The sequence below is a fragment of the Chryseobacterium sp. ERMR1:04 genome, assembly GCF_001297705.1.
Classification (GTDB): Bacteria; Bacteroidota; Bacteroidia; order Flavobacteriales; family Weeksellaceae; genus Chryseobacterium.
The window spans coordinates 996,571-1,016,415 of the sequence record NZ_LIRF01000008.1; the positions used below are offsets into that span (position 1 = coordinate 996,571).

General features: G+C 33.5%; 16 protein-coding genes and 1 riboswitch. Of the genes, 9 read left to right on the forward strand and 7 right to left on the reverse strand.

Going from position 1 to position 19,845, the window contains the following annotated elements:
- Positions 1-10: 10 nt before the first annotated feature.
- Positions 11-1,051, forward strand: a complete 1,041-nt coding sequence (locus AMQ68_RS21795) for an outer membrane beta-barrel protein (RefSeq protein WP_054512678.1) — start codon at positions 11-13, stop codon at positions 1,049-1,051.
- A gap of 311 nt (positions 1,052-1,362) precedes the next feature.
- On the opposite strand, the gene AMQ68_RS21800 is transcribed toward AMQ68_RS21795, so the two are convergent.
- The 4 genes from AMQ68_RS21800 to fumC form a co-directional block, all read right to left on the reverse strand.
- On the reverse strand, positions 1,363-2,007 hold the full coding sequence (locus AMQ68_RS21800) for a GLPGLI family protein (protein WP_123905756.1): 645 nt from the start codon (positions 2,005-2,007) through the stop codon (positions 1,363-1,365).
- The gene (locus AMQ68_RS21805; RefSeq protein WP_054512680.1) at positions 1,988-2,866 is read right to left on the reverse strand and encodes a hypothetical protein; all 879 of its coding nucleotides are present in this window, start codon (positions 2,864-2,866) and stop codon (positions 1,988-1,990) included. The genes AMQ68_RS21800 and AMQ68_RS21805 overlap by 20 nt, the downstream gene beginning before the upstream one ends.
- 33 nt (positions 2,867-2,899) lie before the next feature.
- Positions 2,900-3,067, reverse strand: a complete 168-nt coding sequence (locus tag AMQ68_RS25395) for a hypothetical protein (protein ID WP_160318005.1) — start codon at positions 3,065-3,067, stop codon at positions 2,900-2,902.
- Positions 3,068-3,304: 237 nt separating this feature from the next.
- Positions 3,305-4,699 (reverse strand): class II fumarate hydratase, encoded by a 1,395-nt coding sequence (gene fumC, locus AMQ68_RS21810; RefSeq protein ID WP_054512681.1) that lies wholly within the window; start codon positions 4,697-4,699, stop codon positions 3,305-3,307.
- 332 nt (positions 4,700-5,031) lie between these two features.
- Between fumC and AMQ68_RS21815 the strand changes: the two genes are divergently transcribed.
- Together AMQ68_RS21815 and AMQ68_RS21820 are read left to right on the forward strand one after the other, a co-directional pair.
- The gene (locus tag AMQ68_RS21815; RefSeq protein WP_054512682.1) at positions 5,032-6,639 is read left to right on the forward strand and encodes a fumarate hydratase; all 1,608 of its coding nucleotides are present in this window, start codon (positions 5,032-5,034) and stop codon (positions 6,637-6,639) included.
- 181 nt (positions 6,640-6,820) lie between these two features.
- The gene (locus AMQ68_RS21820) at positions 6,821-7,099 is read left to right on the forward strand and encodes a hypothetical protein (RefSeq protein WP_054512683.1); all 279 of its coding nucleotides are present in this window, start codon (positions 6,821-6,823) and stop codon (positions 7,097-7,099) included.
- A 97-nt stretch (positions 7,100-7,196) separates the two neighbouring features.
- On the opposite strand, the gene AMQ68_RS21825 is transcribed toward AMQ68_RS21820, so the two are convergent.
- Positions 7,197-8,066, reverse strand: a complete 870-nt coding sequence (locus AMQ68_RS21825) for a helix-turn-helix transcriptional regulator (RefSeq protein WP_054512684.1) — start codon at positions 8,064-8,066, stop codon at positions 7,197-7,199.
- Between the two features lie 151 nt (positions 8,067-8,217).
- Here AMQ68_RS21825 and AMQ68_RS21830 point away from each other — a divergent pair, with 151 nt between their 5' ends.
- Positions 8,218-10,272, forward strand: a complete 2,055-nt coding sequence (locus AMQ68_RS21830) for a T9SS type A sorting domain-containing protein (protein WP_054512685.1) — start codon at positions 8,218-8,220, stop codon at positions 10,270-10,272.
- A 145-nt stretch (positions 10,273-10,417) separates the two neighbouring features.
- On the opposite strand, the gene AMQ68_RS21835 is transcribed toward AMQ68_RS21830, so the two are convergent.
- The gene (locus tag AMQ68_RS21835; protein ID WP_054512686.1) at positions 10,418-10,849 is read right to left on the reverse strand and encodes an organic hydroperoxide resistance protein; all 432 of its coding nucleotides are present in this window, start codon (positions 10,847-10,849) and stop codon (positions 10,418-10,420) included.
- Between the two features lie 186 nt (positions 10,850-11,035).
- Positions 11,036-12,040: a hypothetical protein gene (locus tag AMQ68_RS21840; RefSeq protein WP_054512687.1), complete on the reverse strand. Its 1,005-nt coding sequence runs from the start codon at positions 12,038-12,040 to the stop codon at positions 11,036-11,038.
- 87 nt (positions 12,041-12,127) lie between these two features.
- Here AMQ68_RS21840 and AMQ68_RS21845 point away from each other — a divergent pair, with 87 nt between their 5' ends.
- From AMQ68_RS21845 to AMQ68_RS21865, 5 genes are all read left to right on the forward strand, one after another.
- Positions 12,128-12,889, forward strand: a complete 762-nt coding sequence (locus tag AMQ68_RS21845) for a hypothetical protein (RefSeq protein WP_054512688.1) — start codon at positions 12,128-12,130, stop codon at positions 12,887-12,889.
- Positions 12,890-13,159: 270 nt separating this feature from the next.
- Positions 13,160-13,266, forward strand: a riboswitch (SAM riboswitch).
- A gap of 109 nt (positions 13,267-13,375) precedes the next feature.
- Entirely contained in the window at positions 13,376-15,817 is a 2,442-nt protein-coding gene (locus AMQ68_RS21850; protein ID WP_054512897.1) for a TonB-dependent siderophore receptor, read from the forward strand.
- A 251-nt stretch (positions 15,818-16,068) separates the two neighbouring features.
- Positions 16,069-17,361, forward strand: a complete 1,293-nt coding sequence (locus AMQ68_RS21855) for an APC family permease (RefSeq protein WP_054512689.1) — start codon at positions 16,069-16,071, stop codon at positions 17,359-17,361.
- A 600-nt stretch (positions 17,362-17,961) separates the two neighbouring features.
- Positions 17,962-19,047, forward strand: a complete 1,086-nt coding sequence (gene prfA, locus AMQ68_RS21860) for a peptide chain release factor 1 (protein WP_054512690.1) — start codon at positions 17,962-17,964, stop codon at positions 19,045-19,047.
- 92 nt (positions 19,048-19,139) lie between these two features.
- Positions 19,140-19,811 carry a hypothetical protein gene (locus AMQ68_RS21865; protein ID WP_054512691.1) on the forward strand — a complete coding sequence of 224 codons (672 nt, stop codon included), beginning with the start codon at positions 19,140-19,142 and terminating at the stop codon, positions 19,809-19,811.
- Positions 19,812-19,845: the final 34 nt, after the last annotated feature.

Sequence of the window (19,845 nt, forward strand, 5' to 3'; positions counted from 1 at the left end):
AATTAATAATATGATCAAGAAAATTATCATGATGGGATTCCTGTGTCTGTTATCCACATCAGCCTATTCACAGAGAAAATCATTATCCTTAAATCTTCAGTCAAAAAATGATACCGAGGTAAGTCCTATTGTAAAGGAAAAAGTAGATGAATATGCAAAAAAAATAGATGCTATCATTCAGGAAGAGAAAAAATTGATGGAAGCAGAATTACTTACGCTTCAGTCACAAAACCTTGACAAAATAGAGTTTGATAAACAGAAATCACTCATTGCCGATCGTTTTTCTGAAAAAATTGATGAAAGAATTGAAGGGTTGGGTTTTGATCTTGACAGTGTTATTCAAAAACAGGTAAGATATTCACTTCTTAATTCTGATGTTACTTCTAATGAAGAATTAAAAGTAAAATTGATGAAAAAATTCAGACCAACGAAAACTCTTGAAGGATATTTTTCTTATGGAATTATGAATCTTACGAATTCTAAGGTTGATAACGACTTAGATAAAAATATAGGATATGCTGGAAATTTTGAATTTGGACTTAAGCTCAACTATCAGTTTGGAAGAACAAGCCCGTGGGGATTGATATCGGGAATTGGTTTTTCTTGGAGAACGTTAAATATTGATAACAATATGTTTTTCATGAAAGATATTAATGCTAATCCTGTCCTGTCTCATTATGATAAAGGATTGAGCAAAAGTAAACTGAGAACGGGTTACATCATGGTTCCACTGGGAATCCAGTATAATTTTTCGAAGATCAAAAATGCAGGAATGGATGTTCAATACAGAGATTATAACAAAGGTTTCAAAGTGGGAGCGAACGTTTACGGTGGGGTGAAAATGTCTACCAATAATATTATCAAAGGAGAAGGAATCAGTGATAGAGAGAGAAGTAATTATCAGGTAAGTCCTTTTATTTACGGTGGGCAATTCACAGTATCTTACAACGAATTCAGCATTTTTGTGAAAAAAGATTTTGGTAATTTCTTTAAAAACGGAAATTTTGAAAATGATAAAGCTTTAGTTTTTGGGGTAGCATTTTGGTGGTAGAGAACAGGTAATCAGTCATATTTTTAAATATAACATATAAAGCGAAGAATACTACAAAGCATTTTTTTTGATAGGATAGTGAATTAGAACTTGATATTCCTATTATAACATTTTTTAAAATGTTATAATAGGAATATCCTTATCTGGATAGTTATTGAATTTTTGAATTATATTTTTTATATTTTCATTTGTATCATGATAATTTTTATCCTTTACACCTCCAAATTCATAATTAAAACTATCACCTTTATCATTTTGAAAATTAATTTTATGAGAAGCAGGATCATTTATAAAATCATTAATACTTTTTATTAGTTTTTCTTTTTTATATTTTCCTTATTCTCTGCTAATAAATATTTTTCCTCAAGTTTTTTAATTTCAATTAGCTCAAAAGTATAATCCCCATCTAATGACTCGGCTTTGATAATCAAACCAGGTAAGCCTGAAAAAATATAAGGCCCATCATTAATTGGAATATCATTAGTGTATATAAGATACCATTTTCTTTTCCCAAAGTCTGTAAAAGCTTCGCTGGCTGCATAGTCTTTATATTTACCATATTTCTTTAGATTGTAATACTTAATCTTCTTTTCTTTATACCAGTAATTGAATTGATTAAAATTACCTCCTACAGTATTATAATCTTTTGAAAAATTTTTAAATACTTTTATTCTTAATAATGAACTGTTAATCGAAGATATGGCCTTAAAATTATATTTGCTAGCTAATGAGTCTATTTTATTTTTATTTAAATTATAAAAAATACTTTGATCATTAGCTATTTTTAGAACCATATTTTCTTTTATAAAGGAATCACTTTCTTTTACAGGCTTAAACTTTACTTCATACGTAATCTGATAATTTTGTGCTAAAAAACAGTTACATGATGACCAAAAGACAAATATAATAATGATGATATTTGGTAAGGTAGATTTATTAATCATTAAATTTTTCACTTAAAACTTTTTTATAATATTCTTTTTGAGGATTGTCGATGTGGTCAAGATATTGATATTTACCCAGAAAATAATACTTTTGACAGTTTTTAGGAAGAAACTGGTTGAACTTATCTTCATCAGTGTTTTCAATGATAGGATAAATGGGCATTTTAATCTGTAGTAGGTTTTTATTTTTTGCTAAAATTTGAATAACATGATATTGAAAAAAGCCGTTACAGCTATATTGGGGAATATCAGATTCTATATATTTTTTGTAATAATAATTAATAACTTCTTTTTTTAAAGTTTTATTTTTTTCTTCTCTATCAATTGTAGAAAAGATAGTATAAAGCCAATTATATTTAATGTGATTTTTTAATTTTTTTGTTGCCTCTTTGTCATCATGAAAAAAAAGTAGGCTTGATAACTTAACTTTTTTCATTACATCTAAAATTAATAATTCTGATGTGTTTTTTAGCTCTTCAATATTTTTCTTTTCAATAACATTTTGATAGATATTCATTTTTCCAAAGGTTTCAATATTTAATCTTTCATTTAGGTATTCATGAATGGCTGCTTGATTTCCTGTATAAATAATTCCATCATCTTTTTTTATGGTTATAATAATTGTATCAGTAGGATCAAGAAATAAATTTATAAACCTGTCTAGATTTTTATTGTTTTTAAGTGAGATTCGATCGTTAATGTTGGAAATTTCTTTTCTTTCACGATCTTTAATAACTATATCTTTTTTGCGGTTATTTACTGTGATAGATTCATCACTATTATTGATGACTAATATTTTTTGAGCATCTAAAGCTGAAAAATAAAATAAGAGGATAAAAAATATCCTCTTAATGATGAATGAGTACTTCATATATTAAAGTATAAACTTTATAGTATGTGAAATTTATGAGTTTCTATATCGTTCACAAGCATCAAAGCAGGCATCAGCATTTGGTGCAATTGTATTTAATGGTGGTTTTCCTGATCCCATTGGTGCACAATAGCAGTTAGATTCAGCTCCTCCTTTTACTGATTTCATTTCGTTTCTTGAGATTGACTTAAGATTTTTCATAGTTATAATGATTTTGTTGTTAGATCGCAAATATATAAAAATAATTCATTCCTAAGGGAGTTTTATAAGCTATATTAAATTTTATTATCTAAAAGAATTATGATTGTAAAAATGAAACAAATCTTTGCAACAGTTTATGTAATTTTTCCACATATCATAATCTTTTGCCTTTGTAAAAAACAAAAAACGCTGGGAAAATTTTCTCAGCGTTTTTACAATATAATTAAATCTAATTCTCTATTTCAAACTTCCCACCATATCTTCAGGCTTCACCCACTCATCGAATTGTTCAGCAGTTAAAAATCCAAGATTTACCGCTTCTTCTTTCAACGTTGTTCCGTTTTTGTGAGCTGTTTTTGCAATTTTTGCCGCATTTTCATAACCGATGTGCGTATTTAAAGCAGTAACCAACATCAGAGATTTATCTACCAATTCTTTAATTCTTTCATTGTTAGGTTCAATTCCAACAGCACAATGATCATTAAATGAAATACATGCATCAGCGATTAACTGTGCAGATTGTAAGAAATTATATGCCATTACAGGTTTGAAAACATTCAGTTCATAATTCCCCTGAGTCCCTGCGAATGAAATCGTAGTGTCATTTCCTAAAACTTGCGCGCAAACCATTGTTAATGCTTCATTTTGGGTAGGGTTTACTTTTCCGGGCATAATGGATGAACCCGGTTCATTTTCCGGAATATGAATTTCACCAATTCCTGAACGTGGACCAGAAGCCATTAACCTAATATCCTGTGCAATTTTAAATAAAGAAACTGCCAATTGTTTTAAAGCTCCGTGGGATTCTACAATAGCATCGTGAGCCGCTAAAGCTTCAAACTTATTCTCAGCCGTTACGAAAGGAAGATTGGTGAATTTTGCAATATATTCAGCCACTTTTACATCATAACCTTTTGGTGTATTTAATCCCGTTCCTACTGCAGTTCCGCCCAAAGCAAGTTCAGAAAGGTGAGGCAATGTGTTTTTTAATGCTTTTAAACCATAATTTAACTGAGCCACATATCCTGAAAACTCTTGTCCTAAAGTCAAAGGAGTTGCATCCATTAAATGCGTTCTTCCAATCTTTACAATATCTTTAAAAGCAATTGATTTTTCTGCTAACGTATTTTTTAGTTTCTCAACAGCAGGAATTGTTGCTTCCATTACTTTTTTGTAGGCTGCAATGTGCATTGCTGTTGGATAAGTATCGTTGGATGATTGTGATTTATTCACGTCATCATTGGCGTGAATTTCAGATTTATCACCTAGATTTCCTCCATTATTAACGTGGGCTCTGTTAGAAATTACCTCATTCACATTCATGTTAGATTGTGTTCCTGAGCCAGTTTGCCAGATTACCAACGGGAATTGGTCGTTTAATTTTCCTTCTAAGATTTCTTCGCAAACTTTAGCGATCATATCTCTTTTTTCAGCAGGAAGAACTCCCAGATCAGTATTGGTGAAGGCAGCTGCTTTTTTTAAATAAGCAAAAGCTTCGATAATTTCGTGGGGCATTGAGCTTTCCGGACCAATCTTAAAATTGTTTCTTGAACGTTCCGTCTGTGCTCCCCAAAACTTATCAGCAGGCACTTGAACCTCACCCATGGTGTCTTTTTCTATTCTGTAATTCATTGTGATTGAAATTTTTATAATTTTAATTAAACCACAAAAGGAACAAAAGATTTAGTTTAAATTTATCAATAAGAACCTTTAAAGTTCACAAAAATGAAAATCATAGATTTTCAAAAGCTAATGTGTTCTTTTAAAACATTATTTAATTAAACTTAAATTACTGATGTGTTTAAAAACTTTTGTCCCTTTTGTGGTTAAAAATACGTTTCTATAAAATTAATCATAAACTCAGAATCCCACAATTTATAATCATTATAAATATCAATTCAAGTCAGTGATTTTACTCATGTTTTTTTAGGTAAGGCGTATTTTTGTACCAAGAAAAAATTGAAATGGAATTTAGATATCAGGATCCGTACCCGATTCAAAAGGACGATACGGTTTATAAAAAGTTGACTTCAGAGTATGTGAAAGTTGAAAAACTAGGAGACAGAGAGATCTTAACGATTGATCCAAAAGGATTGGAGTTATTGGCTGAAGAAGCCATGGCAGATGTTTCTTTTATGCTTCGTTCGTCTCACTTAGAAAGTTTGAAAAGAATTATTGATGATCCTGAAGCTACCGATAATGACAGATTCGTTGCCTATAACTTATTACAGAATGCTGCTGTTGCAGTAGAAGGAGCACTTCCTTCTTGCCAGGATACAGGAACGGCGATCGTGATGGGTAAAAAAGGAGAGAACGTTTATACAGGCGTTGATGACGGTGAATATTTAAGCAAAGGAATCTACAATACTTATCAAAAAAGAAACTTAAGATATTCTCAGGTAATTCCATTGAACATGTTTGATGAGAAAAACTCGGGTTCAAATCTTCCTGCACAAATTGATTTGTATGCTAAGCAAGGAGATTCTTACGAGTTTTTATTCTTAACAAAAGGTGGTGGTTCTGCCAATAAAACATTCTTATATCAAAAAACAAAGTCTTTACTCAACGAAAAATCTTTGGAAGCTTTCGTAAAAGAGAGAATTTCAGATTTGGGAACTGCTGCTTGCCCGCCTTATCACTTAGCATTAGTGATCGGAGGAACTTCTGCGGAAGCGAATTTGGCTACAGTAAAAAAAGCATCTGCAAAATATTATGACAATCTTCCGACTGAAGGAAATGAAGCGGGTCAGGCTTTCAGAGATCTGGAATGGGAGGCTAAAGTTCAGAAAATCTGCCAGGAAAGTGCTATTGGAGCGCAGTTTGGTGGGAAATATTTAACGCACGATGTTCGAGTAATCAGACTTCCTCGTCACGCGGCTTCTTGCCCTGTTGGGATGGGCGTTTCTTGTTCAGCGGACAGAAATATTAAAGGAAAAATTAATAAAGACGGTATTTTCTTGGAGCAATTGGAGGAAGATCCAAAAAGATTCTTACCTGCAACGCCGCCACATTTGGAGGAGGCAGTGGAAATCAATTTGAATAAGCCAATGCCTGAAATTTTAGCAGAGCTTTCAAAATATCCAATCAAAACAAGATTAAAATTAAACGGAACATTGATCGTTGCAAGAGATATTGCTCACGCAAAGATCAAAGAATTATTGGATGCAGGAAAACCAATGCCTGAATATTTCAAAAATCACCCGATTTATTACGCAGGGCCTGCAAAAACTCCGGAAGGAATGGCTTCAGGAAGTTTCGGACCAACAACTGCGGGAAGAATGGATGTTTATGTAGATGAATTCCAAAGCCACGGCGGAAGTATGGTGATGTTGGCAAAAGGAAACAGAACGAAAGACGTTACCGATGCTTGTCACAAATACGGTGGATTCTATATTGGCTCGATTGGAGGACCGGCTGCGATCTTAGCAAAAGATAATATTCTGTCTGTTGAGGTGGTTGATTTCCCTGAATTAGGAATGGAAGCCGTAAGAAAAATTGAGGTGAAAGATTTCCCTGCATTCATCATTACCGATGATAAAGGAAATGATTTCTTCGCAAATCTTGCTCATTAAGAATAGAAAGTTGTACGATATTATTTAGATTTTTTTGTGATTATTCATCTTTTATCTAAATAGCTATTGTCTTACATCTATAAGAATTAGTTTAAAATAAAAATAAATAATGAAAATAGGGCACTGATCTTTTGTTTAAAAAAGAAAAAAGTTCTATTTTTGCCTAAAATATATAAGAAAAATGATGTTATCAGCATTTTGGCCGTTTTATCAGTTCCTTTGGACAATCTACTTTGTTACAATGTTCCTTGTAGGATTCTGGTGTATCTTTATGTTTTTTGGATTGGTAATCCCAATGTGGTTAAGTGAAGGTTTGATGGAGTACTTCGGTAAAGTAAAACCTTTTGATCCGGAAGATATCAGAAGAAAAGAACTGAATGAGCAACAAGGAGTTGAAGTGATCTTCAGCAGCCCTAAAGGACACGGACCTTTCTTACACGATAGTCACGGACATCATTAATTGATTGTCATTGCTTTTTCACCTTAATTCTGAAAAAGTAATATCAAAGCAAAACAACATATATAAACCACTTAATTTATTAGGTGGTTTTCTGTTTTTACCCATTTCTTAAAGTCTCAGGAGAGACTCCGTATTTTTTCTTAAATGCTCTTGTAAAGTTTTGAACATATTCATAACCGCATTCAATGGCGATTTCTTTGATCATAATTTCTTTATCGATGATCATTTTTTTTGCTTTAAGCATTCTTAGTTCAGAAAGATAATCGGTAACGGTGATATGATATTGGGCTTTAAACTCCTTTCTTATTTTGTTCTGATTAATTCCTATCAACTTTCCGATTTCTTCAACTTTTATATTCTTGTGAAAATTTTCATCAACGAATTTTTTAATGATCGATGGCGTTTGCGGAGAGGTTTCAATCGTATTTTTTTCATTGAATTGCTCAAAAATTAAAATCAGAAGTTTAATGATCTTCGCTTCAATGAATAATTTCTGCATTACCCCTCTTTTAGTATAGCTTACAATTTCTCTTAAAATAATATGCATTTCTACAGTCATATCCGGTGGCGTTTCTTTATGAAGGAAAATGTAATTATTCTCGATCATATTTTCGAGAATTTCTGCGCTTTCTCGATTAGATTCAGGGTTGATGAGATTGAATATATACTGATAATTAATCTGAATCTGAAGATATTTTAAGGTCTCCTGATTTTCTGTCCAAAGTTCAGCCGTACTTTCCTGAGGAGAATAGTGGAGAATGTATTGATTTTTCTTGAATATAAAGTGAGTTCCACAATCTTGGGCTTCCAGATTGATATTCGGACTCAACAAAAAGATTAAGTTAAAGCTCGATTTTCCTTCGATCATACTAGATCTGGAATAGGTTTCAGGGCACGAGTCTTCCTGCATTATGATTTTAATGTCTTCGGATCTGAACAATAACCCATTTTTAGATTGATTCTTCATACGACAAGTTTTTACGAGCATGATACAATTTAACATGAAAGCCAGACATCAGATAACTAAAAGTTTGGAAATGATAACTTAGGGTTAAGAATGTCAACTAATTTTGCGCAAAATTAAATTAAATTTAGAATAAATAAAAATAATATTCATTATGTTCGGAAATTTATATTTTGCGATTAAAAAAATTGGAGTGGGATTTGGGTTGCTTGCTATCGCAGGAAATTACTCATACGCACAGCAATGGGAGAATGTTGGCTCGGTGCAACCGATATCAGCAGCAGGATCTAGCCATAATAATTTGGTGGTAGACAATGCAGGAAATTATTTTATTTCTTATTACGATGCATCTGTAACAAAGGGGTCTGTACAGAAATTTAACGGAACATCTTGGTCATATGTTGGAGGAAGTGCCGGGATTACATCAGGAACGGCATTGTATAATTCTTTATCAGTGGATGGTTCAGGAAATGTTTATTATACCAATCAGGGAAGTGGTTTAGAAGTTCGCCAGTTTAACGGAGCGGCTTGGTCTCAGCTACCAAGTGCAACGACTAACACGATTAATTATCATGCTTCTGCCGTATCTCCGGCTAATGTATTATTTACCTACAGTACTCAGAATTCAGGTACCGTTCAGCGTTATGTAAACGGAGCTTGGGAGCAGGTAGGAAATGCAGGTTTCTCAAACGGAGCTTCATTTGCAGAAATGGTCATCGGAACCAATAACAAAGTGTATACTTGTAATGTAGCAAGTGGGGTAAACGTCTATGAAAATACAACGACAGCAACCACTTCTAATAACTGGACTTTGGTAGGAGGAAGTATTGTAGATGCTTCATCTTCAGGAGAAAGTTATACCTCAGATATTGCCATTGATGCCAATAACAATCTATATGTTGCATATGTTTCCAACTCTGCAAACTCCAGAAAAGTGAATGTTAAGAAATTTAACGGAACTTCTTGGGTACAAGTAGGAAATGCCTATTTTTCTTCAGGAGGAGCACAGCATGTGGCTATTGCGGTAACTCCGGCGGGTGAACCTTATGTGGTGGCTAGCCGTTGGGAAAATGATAATTTTCTAAGAAATACAGTATACAAATTAGATACAGCATCCCAAACTTGGGGAACATTAGGAGGCACTTTTCTTTCTGATGGAGAAGCGACTTATAATGAATTAACAATAGATAAAGTAAACAACTATCTGGTATTAGCATATACAGAAGGAGGTCTAAAAGTAAAAAGAATTACTCTTACGCCTACCCCTCAGGCTTGTAACGGTACAGATCCGGGAAATAATATTGGTGACCTGGGTTGTGTTAAATTCAATTATAAAGGGCAAGTTGTTTCCTATACTACGGTAAGAGGAGCAGATGGGAAAATCTGGCTTCAACAAAACTTAGGAAGTTCTCAGGTAGCCACTTCTCAGGCAGACGCAGATTCTTATGGAGATCTTTTCCAGTGGGGAAGATGGGATGATGGGCATCAGCTCAGAAACTCGGCAACCGCCTCTGCGCCTTCATCTAATAATCCGACCGGAGTAGCAGGGATAGGTTATGTGATTGGCTCTCCGGCTTGGTGGGCTGGAAGTGCTTTAACAGATCAATGGAACATAGAAAATGCAAATTCTGTATCTATTGCAAAAGGAGCAGACCCATGTAAAGCAATTGGCTCAGACTGGAAAATGCCATCTCAGAGTGAATGGACCACTTTAGTGTCTTCTGAAGGGATATCAAACCCTGCAACTGCATATAACAGTAAATTAAAATTGCCTGCTGGTGGATTCAGAAGCTCAAGTGACGGTGGATTTACCTATGTAGGACAAAGAGGATATTTCTGGAGTTCAGATACGGCTACTTCCGGAGGGAAATATCTGTATGTAGGAGCTACGATTGCTAATCCGGCTTCTGGAGGACCTAGAGGGCAAGGGCATTCTGTAAGATGTATCAAAGAATTTACAACGCTGGGAACTTCTGATATTAAGGCTAAAACGTTAGGGATTTATCCAAACCCAACAAGCGGAATTCTCTATATTAAAGGAGATTCAGCAATTGAGAATGTAAATGTAATGAATGTAGTAGGACAGAAAATTAATGTTCGATTTTCTAATGACCAGATCGATATGCAAGGACTTCCAAAAGGAATTTACATTGTAGAATTGAAATTAAAGAACGGGCAGACCTTCTCTAAAAAAATCAGCAAAAACTAAAGTCCATAGATATTTGATTGATGAACAAAAGGCTTTTTTAAGGCCTTTTGTTTTTCTTAATTAGTTTATATTAAATTGCAGAAACCCGTTGTGTTTGAAAAAAACACAGCGGGTTTTGTTTAAATATAAAATAGGTTTTAATTCTTTAAATAATATTAATTTCTACATTAATATTTCCTCTTGACATTTTAGAATACGGACAAGTCTGGTGGGCTTCTTCAGTCAATAATTTTGCAGTTTCAACATCGATTCCCGGAAGACTTACATTCAATCGAGCCTGTAAAAAATAAGTATCATCACTCATACAAAGATCAACTTCTGCATCTATAGCTGTCTCGGCAGAAAGTCTGATTTTTCTTCTTCTCGCTGCAATTCCAAGAGCACCTATAAAGCAGGCCGACCATCCCGCTGCGAAAAGCTGTTCCGGATTTGTTCCTGCTTCATTACCACCCGGAGTTGAAAGTTTTATGTTAAGATTTCCGTCAGAGCTTTTAGAAAATCCTTCACGACCTCCTGTAGTGTGAGTTTTTCCGGTGTATAATACTTTTTCTGATTGTAAGGTTTTATTGTTTTCCATTTTGAAAATATTAAATTGTTATTAAATTATGGAGCCAAAAGTAGACAGTAGATTCCCTAACTGCCATCGGAAAGTTATTCAACCAGACAAAATCGGGCTTGAAGTATACATTTAAAAGCCATAATGTCTTCGGTCTTTGTTCTTTATTGAAAATAAAAGGCTTATCAACTTGATAAGCCTTTGTTGTTAGTATTCTCCGTTGATGCTGTTTTTTATGTGCTTATCGGAAATTTTAACCTGATGAGGTGTATTGTCGGGAACGGTATGATAATAAAGGATAGCTGGATTTGAGCTTTCTGTTTTTATAGCAAACCGCTCTTTATAATTTACCTTTTTATTTTTTGAAAGCTTCCATTCTTCTCCTTTTTGTGTTGGGATTAAGCTGTCAATCACTGCATCTTTACCGTAGTTTACATATTCTGAATAAAATGAAGATTCTGCTTCTACAGGCGTTTCATTTTTAAAATAAGCATCTTTTATAATATAAATATCTCTCATTTCTAAAGGAGAGGGATCTAATCCTTTTATTGAAATAGGTTTAAATAATTCTTTGTTCGGAATCGTTTTTTTAATTTCATTTTTACTGATCCAAATACTGTCTTCAGTCTGTCCTCCGCCTTTTAGAAGGGCGTAAAGTCTTATTTGGGAAGGAAGGTTATAGTTGATTTTATTATTTTCATTTTCTGTGATAGGTTTTATTAAAAGTCTATTTCCTTCTGTTTTTAAAACAGCATAATCGAGATCTTTATAAGCTGAAGCGTCATAAAGAGATAAGAATGCAGTATTTTCATTATTAATAGAATCAAATGTTTTTATCAATCCATTTCCTTTAATCTGAAGATCTGCTGCGGCTCTTTTCTGATATTGGTAATCTGATATTTTACTTGAAATGGAATAGATAATAACTCCTAAGATTAATAACAAAGGCAAAGCAAATGCTCCAATATGAACCCTTGAAGGATAGTTGCGATGCAAAATAGCTTTGACATCTGAAGTAATAACATAAGATTTTCCTTCTTTTCTTAAAATCCATTCTTGTCCCATAGGAAATACAGGAATGAAATACAGATGTGCAAATTTTTGAATTAGTCTTATTTCTGCATTTTTCATATGTGGATCATCTTCAATGCCCAGCTCTTTGGGAGCTACTCTTTTTATCACAAAATTATTGTGACCAAAAATTATTCTCATGGTTAATTTTTATAAATAGTCGCGCAAGATAAAAAAATTAACTTTATTTGTAAATAAAATTATAATTGTTATTAAAAAATTGTTTTTATGAGATTTAAAAGTGCTTTTTTGTTGTTTATTTTTATTTTTTTACTGGTTTCTTGTAGTAAAATTAAAACAAGGGTGGAAGTAAGCTACAATCCTTCTACGCAAAAGGGAACATTGCTGGTTGATGATGAATTTCCTTTTAAACTTTCAGCAGACTCAACGAGTGTTTCGATATTACTAGATCCTGGAAATCATAAATTCAAACTTAATAATGGCAAAGAATTTATCCAAAATATTCCGCAGAAAGGAGGACTTTTGAATCTTAATGATGAGAATTTTGTTACTCTTATTCAGCCTTATGGATCCGGAGGAGATGAGAATTCAATATTTGGGAATAACAAAGACATCAGTATGAATGAACATTTTGTAATCATCGACAGTATGATTTATTTTTATAAAAAAGATACACTTCAGGATATATCCGATGCTCATATCAAGAAAGTATTGGAAATAAATAATAAGAGTAGGGTACAAAATAGTTTTATGGAATATTATGAAAAGAAAAAGTTCATTCCAAAAGATTGGGATTTTGGTTTAAATGAAGATTTTCCGGAAACAATTAAAGAAAGATCGAGCAGTTCAGGTTCTATGAGGATTAGTCTTACCTATAAAAGTAAAATAATTCAAGCGCCATTATTTAAATTATACGCAATGATGACGCCTCAATATTTTGTAGTAAGAAATCTGAAAGATATTGAAGAAAATAAACTGGATAAAAATGATGATGATAAAAAGGTGAAGGAGCAAATGAAATTCGATTAAAAATAAAAAACATGGAAATAAAATTTTCCATGTTTTGTTGTCTAATAGGACTTTGTTTTTTTACAGAGCAGGTATTCATTTTACAACAATATTCAGGATTGTTGTACCAATGGAAGATTTTAATAAATAGGTTATCATTTAGCAGGAGATGTTTATTAGTTACCATTTATTCCGACAACGTTTTATCAGAGAAGAGAGATAATTAAAATTCATCATAGACAATTTACCCTCCTCTTTGTCATTTGAAAACAATAGTCTACTTTTGCAATAGATTTATCGAGAAAGGTGGAGGGATTTGGCCCTGTGAAACCTTAGCAACCGACACAATTCCAGTGTGTAAAGGTGCTAATTCCAACCCAATTGGGGGAAGATAAGTGAAGCAATATTCTAAATATTCATTCCATTTCTTGACAATCTTTGTTGATGTTTGCAGATGTTACTGTGAGCATATTATTTATTTTAAAATTTGAAAGAAATACCCGCGAAATGAAAAAGCTCAGCATAAGCGTACTCCTTTTAAGTGTAGGATTATTATCTGCACAGGAATTGGAAAAGGAAAAACAAATCGAAGACGTCATTATTGTAGGTAATCGTAATGCGAAAAGAACAAAACTGGAAACTCCGGTTCCGGTGGATGTTATTAATATTGAAAAATTACAAAAATCTGCCCCGCAAACATCGGTTCAGGATCTTTTAAACTATGTAATTCCTTCTTTTAATGCAGTGAGACAATCGGCTTCTGACGGTACAGAACATATTGATCCGATGACATTGAGAGGAATGGGTCCCGACCAGGTGTTGGTTTTAGTGAATGGAAAAAGAAGACATACAACCTCTTTAGTTAATTATCAAAATACAGTCGGAAACGGTTCTGTTGGGACAGATTTAAGCACCATTCCCGTGATTGCGATCGATAGGATAGAAGTGTTAAGAGACGGAGCAGCAGCACAATATGGCTCCGATGCCATTGCAGGCGTTATTAATATTATTCTTAAAAAAGATATCGGCGCTTCTGCAAGTTTAAATTACGGATTATCAGGAAGAAATGACGGGGAAACCTATCAGGGAGCCGTTAATTACGGAACTTCTTTAGGAAAGGAGAAAAGTTATATGAATTTATCATTACAGCTAAGTCAAAGAGGAAAAACAACAAGAGCTCAAAATCACAATTTAGATATTTTTGGAGATAACTTTGCATATGATTTTGCCAATGATCCTGATGCTGCAAGAGCTTTAGATGATGCTGAGATTAGTAAAAGAGGCTTAACCAGAGATGATTTCAATTTCCAGATTGGTGATGCTCAGATAAAGCAGGCTCAAATGTTTTTCAATGCAGAATATCCTTTCAATGATCATTTTAAGCTGTATAGTTTTGGAGGCTTCAGTTTAAAAGAAGGTGAAGGTTTCGGGTTTAGAAGGCTTCCAAGTGAAAAAGCTAATATTGTTTCTTCAATTTATCCAAATGGTTTTCAGGCTAATCTGAAATCTCAGGTCTACGATCTTTCTTACGCTGTTGGAACAAAATACAATGTAAACGACTGGTTTTTTGATTTGAGTAATACTTTCGGAAGCAATACATTCAATTATAATGTTAATAATACCAATAATGCTTCCCTAGGGGTAAAATCGCCCACGAGTTTTTATGCAGGAGCGCACAGCTTTCTTCAAAATACCATTAATCTTGATGTTTCTAAGAACTTAAATAATTTCAATGTTGCCTTCGGAGGAGAATTTAGATTTGAAGAATATCAAATCAAAGCTGGTGACGAAGCATCTTATGCGACCTATGATATTAATGGAAATATTGCAACTCCAGGATCTACAGTGGTTGGAAATGGCGGATCACAGTCTTTTATGGGTTTTTCTCCTGATAATGCGTTGAAAAAATCAAGACATTCTACGGCTGTTTATGCAGATGTTTCTTATGATTTAGCTAAGAAATTAAATATCGATGCCGCTGCAAGATTTGAAAATTATTCTGACTTTGGAAATACATTGAATGGGAAATTAGCCATTCGATATGAATTCATAAAAGATTATGCCATTCGAGGAGCGGTAGGAACAGGCTTTAGAGCACCTTCTTTGCAACAGCAATATTTTAACAACTCGTATGCAGATATTTCTACTTCGGGGATGAAAATCGTTAGAAAAGGAATATTTACCACAGACAGTAAAGCTGCTGAGGTTTTGGGGTTTGATAAATTAAAGCAGGAAACTTCTGTCAACGCCAGTCTTGGATTTACTTTAAAACCAGCTAAAGGACTTTTCGTTACGCTGGACGGATATTGGATCGGGGTGAAAGACAGAATTGTTATCACCAGCAATATTACAGATAAAAGATTGTCTGATCCCGAATTGGTGGGCGAAAATAACGTTGCAGAAAGCGGCAGATTCTTTGCCAATGCCATTGATACAGAAACAAAAGGGGTGGATCTGGTTGTTTCATACGACTGGAAATTAGCAGGTGGAAATTTAAATATCAATTTAGCAGGAAACTACACGGAAACAAAGATCACGGGCTTCCATTTTCCTCAAAATTTGGATACTCCTCAGTCAGAATTTTTCGGACCGGATCAAATCAATATTATTGAAACGCTTTCTCCTAAGGCAAAAGCGACGTTAGGACTTAATTATAGTATTAATAAATTCAATTTCTTAGTGCGAAATACGTATTTTGGTAAGGTTATCAGAGATGGGTATCCTTTTGGAGGGGTTCAGGAATTTTCTCCTAAAATTGTTACGGACGTAAGCGTTGGGTACGATATCACTAAAAATGTAAACCTTACGATTGGAGCCAACAATTTATTGGATGTTTTCCCTGATTTGCAGATCTATGAAAATTCTTATTACGGAGTTTTCAAATATGCGCCGGTTCAGATGGGAACATTGGGAAGTTATTTCTTCGGGAGAGTTAACTTTAATTTTTAATATTGAACTTTTTAATTTCACCACAAAAGACACAAAAGATTAAAAATGTTGCTTATTTAAGTTTATAATGATCTGTAAATAAGAACACATAAGTTTTTTAAAAATCTTTGCATATTGAGCGGAGTCGAAATATTATTCTTTTGAGGACTTTCAGTTTGAAAATAGCTAAATTTTAAATCAAAGCTTTTGTACCTTTTGTGGTTAAATTTTTAATGAATTTTTAAGTCTAAAATCTAGCATCTATAATAAAAATGAGTACGACTTCACATCAAATAGGCTGGAAAACAGCAGTTGCCATTGTGGTATCCAATATGATTGGGACGGGAATTTTCACGACTTTGGGTTTCCAGTTGGTAGATGTTACCAATACGTACAGTATTTTTCTGCTTTGGATGATTGGTGGAGTATTGGCTTTATTTGGAGCATTCTGTTATGCGGAATTGGGCTCTCATTTTAAAGGAAATGGAGGTGATTTTATTTATCTTAAAGAAACCTATCATCCGCTTTTAGGCTATTTGGTAAGTTGGATTTCTCTGATCATAGGGTTTTCTTCACCAGTCGCATTAGCGGCTTTGGCCATGTCACAATATCTCTCGGCTTTTGATTTTACTTTTGGAACTTGGTTTTCGATTGTCGTCATCTTTTTAGTGGCGTTGTCTTTATCATTTAGTTTAAAAGCGTCGAGCAGATTTCATAACTTTTTTACCTTTATTAAAGTAGCTTTTATCATTGTCCTGATTATTTTGGGTGTTGTCCTTTCTGAACCTCAAATTGGGAATAGCCTGAGTTTCACCGACAGTTGGAAAGACGAAATGATGCTTCCCGCATTTGCAACCTCTTTGGTTTTCGTAACGTATTCTTATACGGGTTGGAACTCTGCATCTTATATTGCAGGAGAGATCAAAGATGTTCAAAAAAATCTTCCTAAAGCATTGATTGTAGGAACAGTATTCGTGACGGTTTGTTATATTTTGATCAATTATATTATGTTAAAGCATGCTCCGATCCACCAATTGGAAGGAAAAGAAGATGTAATGAGAGAGGCAGCCAATAATATGCTTGGTCATTCTTTTGGAAAAATAGTAAATGTTTTTATTGCCTTACAGTTGGTTGCCACGATTAGTGGATATTTATGGGTAGGTTCGAGATTAACACAGGCTTTTGCAAAAGAAAACAGACTGTGGAAATCGTTATCGGTTAATAATAAAAAAGGAATTCCGGTTCGTGCTATTTTTGCGCATGCTGTTATCGCAACTTTGATTATTTTGACAGGAAGTTTTAAAGAAATTTTTGTGTACACCTCGTTTATACTTCAACTGTTTGCAACGTTGGCTATTTCTACGGTTTTCTTTCTTAAAAAAAGTCAGCGAAAAATATTTAAATCGAATGTATTCTATGTTTTTCCTACTGTTTTTATGTTGTTTAGCAGTTACATTTTATATTTTACGTTTGTTCATAATCCTAAAGAAAGTCTTATCGGATTAGGAATCGTAGCCTTGGGAATTGTTTTGTATTTGATTGATAAAAAGCTTTCTAAGAATTGACCACAGTAAGTTTAATAGTTTAAATCGACCTAGAAAAATGGAGCGTTAAGAAATCTCGAAGAGATTCGTTGATTCCAATAAAAAAATAAAAATTATTGAGACAAAATAAAATATGTGAACGTTAAGAAAATTCTACTGTTTGAGTGCGGGACAAATACTGAAACAAAACAACAAAAGTACATCCGCACGAATTTTAGAATTTTTAGAGAACATAATTTATTTTTAGCGGAAGTTTCCAGTCTTGAATTTTTCGTTCTTTTGTTTCAAGACAAAAGGACTACAATATTGAATTGTTTAGATTCTTCCAGAAATCGAAGATTCGACGAAGTCAATGACAAAGATGCTGTTGAATAATGTGAGTTTTTCTGATTGTAACGTTTTTGCAAACAAAAAAGTAAACGGTCAATAGAGTTTTGCTTCGGTTGCTTTAAAATAGATCTTCATTAGATTCACATGACAAAAAGGATAACTTATTTTACAACCAAACCAAGATAATATTAATTACAAGACAAAATTATATATCAAATAGTTAGAGTTTATGTAAAGACTATTGAGTATTGAATTAATAATCCTTATCTTTGCCCCCACAAAATTTCTACAATGTCTAAGTCGTTAATTCCAAAATTAGAAGCTATAAAACAAAGATATAATGAGGTGGCAGACCTTATTATACAGCCTGATATCATTTCAGATCAAAAAAAATATTCTTCATTAAATAAAGAATACAGTGATTTGGGCAAAATTGTAAAAGTTTACGATCAGTACAAAGGTGCTTTAGATAATATTGCAGAATCTGAAGAAATCATCGCTGATGGTTCAGACAGAGACTTGGTTGATATGGCTAAAGAAGAAAAAGTAGAAGCTCAAGGCAAACTTCCAGGTTTGGAAGAAGAATTGAAAGTACTTTTGATTCCTAAAGATCCAACTGACGATAAAAACGTAATCGTAGAACTTCGTGCCGGAACTGGTGGAGATGAAGCTGCCATTTTCGTGGAAGATGTGTACAGAGCGTATGCAATGTATTTCAAAACCAAAGGATGGAAGCATGAAATCACAGATTCTAGTGAAGCATCTAAAGGATATAAAGAATTAATTATTAAAATTGAAGGAGACGGCGTTTACGGAATCATGAAATTTGAGTCTGGTGTTCACCGTGTACAACGTGTTCCTGAAACGGAATCTCAAGGTAGAGTGCATACTTCTGCAATTACCGTGGCTGTTTTACCGGAAGCTGAGGAAATTGATTTTGAATTGAATCCTGCGGATATCGAAATGCAGACTTCACGTTCAGGTGGAGCGGGTGGACAAAACGTAAACAAGGTTGAAACCAAAGTACAGCTAACACACAAACCTTCAGGAATGGTGGTTGTTTGTCAGCAGGCACGTTCTCAGTTGGCCAACAGAGAATTGGCGATGGAAATGCTTCGTACCAAATTATATGATATCGAAGTACAGAAATCTGTAGGAGATATTGCTGCACAACGTAAATCTATGGTTTCTACAGGTGACCGTTCTGCGAAAATTAAAACTTATAACTATCCTCAGGGAAGAGTTACAGATCATAGAATCAACAAATCGATGTATAATCTTGACGCTTACATGAATGGAGATATCTCTGAGATGATTGATGCCGTAATCATGGCTGAAAATGCAGAGAAGATGAAAGGAGAGGAAGATAATTACTAAGAAATATAAAAAGATATTCAAAACCTCTGATTTTTTCAGAGGTTTTTTGTTTTCAAATCATTAATTTACACCCTCCAAAAACGAAATAAGTTATGAAAAATTATAAGATCATTTTATTTTTAATGTTGGCCTTGTTTGCCCAAAATTTTAATGCCCAAGAAGTTAAAAAACCAAGTGATGTTTTTGGATTTTACTTTGATACTTTCGTGAAGTATGACGATGCAGCTCTTGCAAAGCTTAATGAGTATTTGAAGCCGACCGTAGAGGGGAAGAATGCGTATGAAATTAATCTAAAAGAAACGGCAGACGAAACTTTGAAAGCAGGAGTTGACAGTTTTTTATCTACTTTTCATAAGAATACAGCCAATGATTGCAGAAAAGAAGCTGAAGATTATTTCAAGATTATGACGGATAATTTCAAAAACGGAAAGGTATCGATAACGAATGTGAAAATGATTGAAAATGAATATGTAAAAGATCAAAAAATAGCTTTGATCAACTATTCTGTTAGTTTTAAAGTGCCTTCTAAGTTATCTGATATGCCGATTACAAATCCGAAAAAAGTAAAGTCTGAGGATTTGAAAAAGTATTTAATTCAGATTACGGAAGAGTTTAAAAATGCAGATAAAACGGTAACAACAGATCAGGAATTTAGTTTATATCAATTATCAGAAGGTGGAAAAGTTTACTATTGGAACGGCAGCCCCGATGATATTGTTTCTAAATTAACTGATTTCTATTTTGAGAGTTTTGAACCAAAATAATATTTCTTACAATACTTAGAATTTAATATTTAAG

What these genes read in the sequence shown, in the direction of transcription:
- fumC (WP_054512681.1), bottom strand. Translation starts at nt 4,699, where the DNA reads ATGAATTACAGAATAGAAAAAGACACCATGGGTGAGGTTCAAGTGCCT.
- AMQ68_RS21865 (WP_054512691.1), top strand. Translation starts at nt 19,140, where the DNA reads ATGAAAAATTATAAGATCATTTTATTTTTAATGTTGGCCTTGTTTGCC.
- AMQ68_RS21830 (WP_054512685.1), top strand. Translation starts at nt 8,218, where the DNA reads ATGTTCGGAAATTTATATTTTGCGATTAAAAAAATTGGAGTGGGATTT.
- AMQ68_RS25395 (WP_160318005.1), bottom strand. Translation starts at nt 3,067, where the DNA reads ATGAAAAATCTTAAGTCAATCTCAAGAAACGAAATGAAATCAGTAAAA.
- AMQ68_RS21805 (WP_054512680.1), bottom strand. Translation starts at nt 2,866, where the DNA reads ATGAAGTACTCATTCATCATTAAGAGGATATTTTTTATCCTCTTATTT.
- AMQ68_RS21845 (WP_054512688.1), top strand. Translation starts at nt 12,128, where the DNA reads ATGAGATTTAAAAGTGCTTTTTTGTTGTTTATTTTTATTTTTTTACTG.
- AMQ68_RS21840 (WP_054512687.1), bottom strand. Translation starts at nt 12,040, where the DNA reads ATGAGAATAATTTTTGGTCACAATAATTTTGTGATAAAAAGAGTAGCT.
- AMQ68_RS21820 (WP_054512683.1), top strand. Translation starts at nt 6,821, where the DNA reads ATGATGTTATCAGCATTTTGGCCGTTTTATCAGTTCCTTTGGACAATC.
- prfA (WP_054512690.1), top strand. Translation starts at nt 17,962, where the DNA reads ATGTCTAAGTCGTTAATTCCAAAATTAGAAGCTATAAAACAAAGATAT.
- AMQ68_RS21795 (WP_054512678.1), top strand. Translation starts at nt 11, where the DNA reads ATGATCAAGAAAATTATCATGATGGGATTCCTGTGTCTGTTATCCACA.
- AMQ68_RS21855 (WP_054512689.1), top strand. Translation starts at nt 16,069, where the DNA reads ATGAGTACGACTTCACATCAAATAGGCTGGAAAACAGCAGTTGCCATT.
- AMQ68_RS21850 (WP_054512897.1), top strand. Translation starts at nt 13,376, where the DNA reads ATGAAAAAGCTCAGCATAAGCGTACTCCTTTTAAGTGTAGGATTATTA.
- AMQ68_RS21815 (WP_054512682.1), top strand. Translation starts at nt 5,032, where the DNA reads ATGGAATTTAGATATCAGGATCCGTACCCGATTCAAAAGGACGATACG.
- AMQ68_RS21825 (WP_054512684.1), bottom strand. Translation starts at nt 8,066, where the DNA reads ATGAAGAATCAATCTAAAAATGGGTTATTGTTCAGATCCGAAGACATT.
- AMQ68_RS21835 (WP_054512686.1), bottom strand. Translation starts at nt 10,849, where the DNA reads ATGGAAAACAATAAAACCTTACAATCAGAAAAAGTATTATACACCGGA.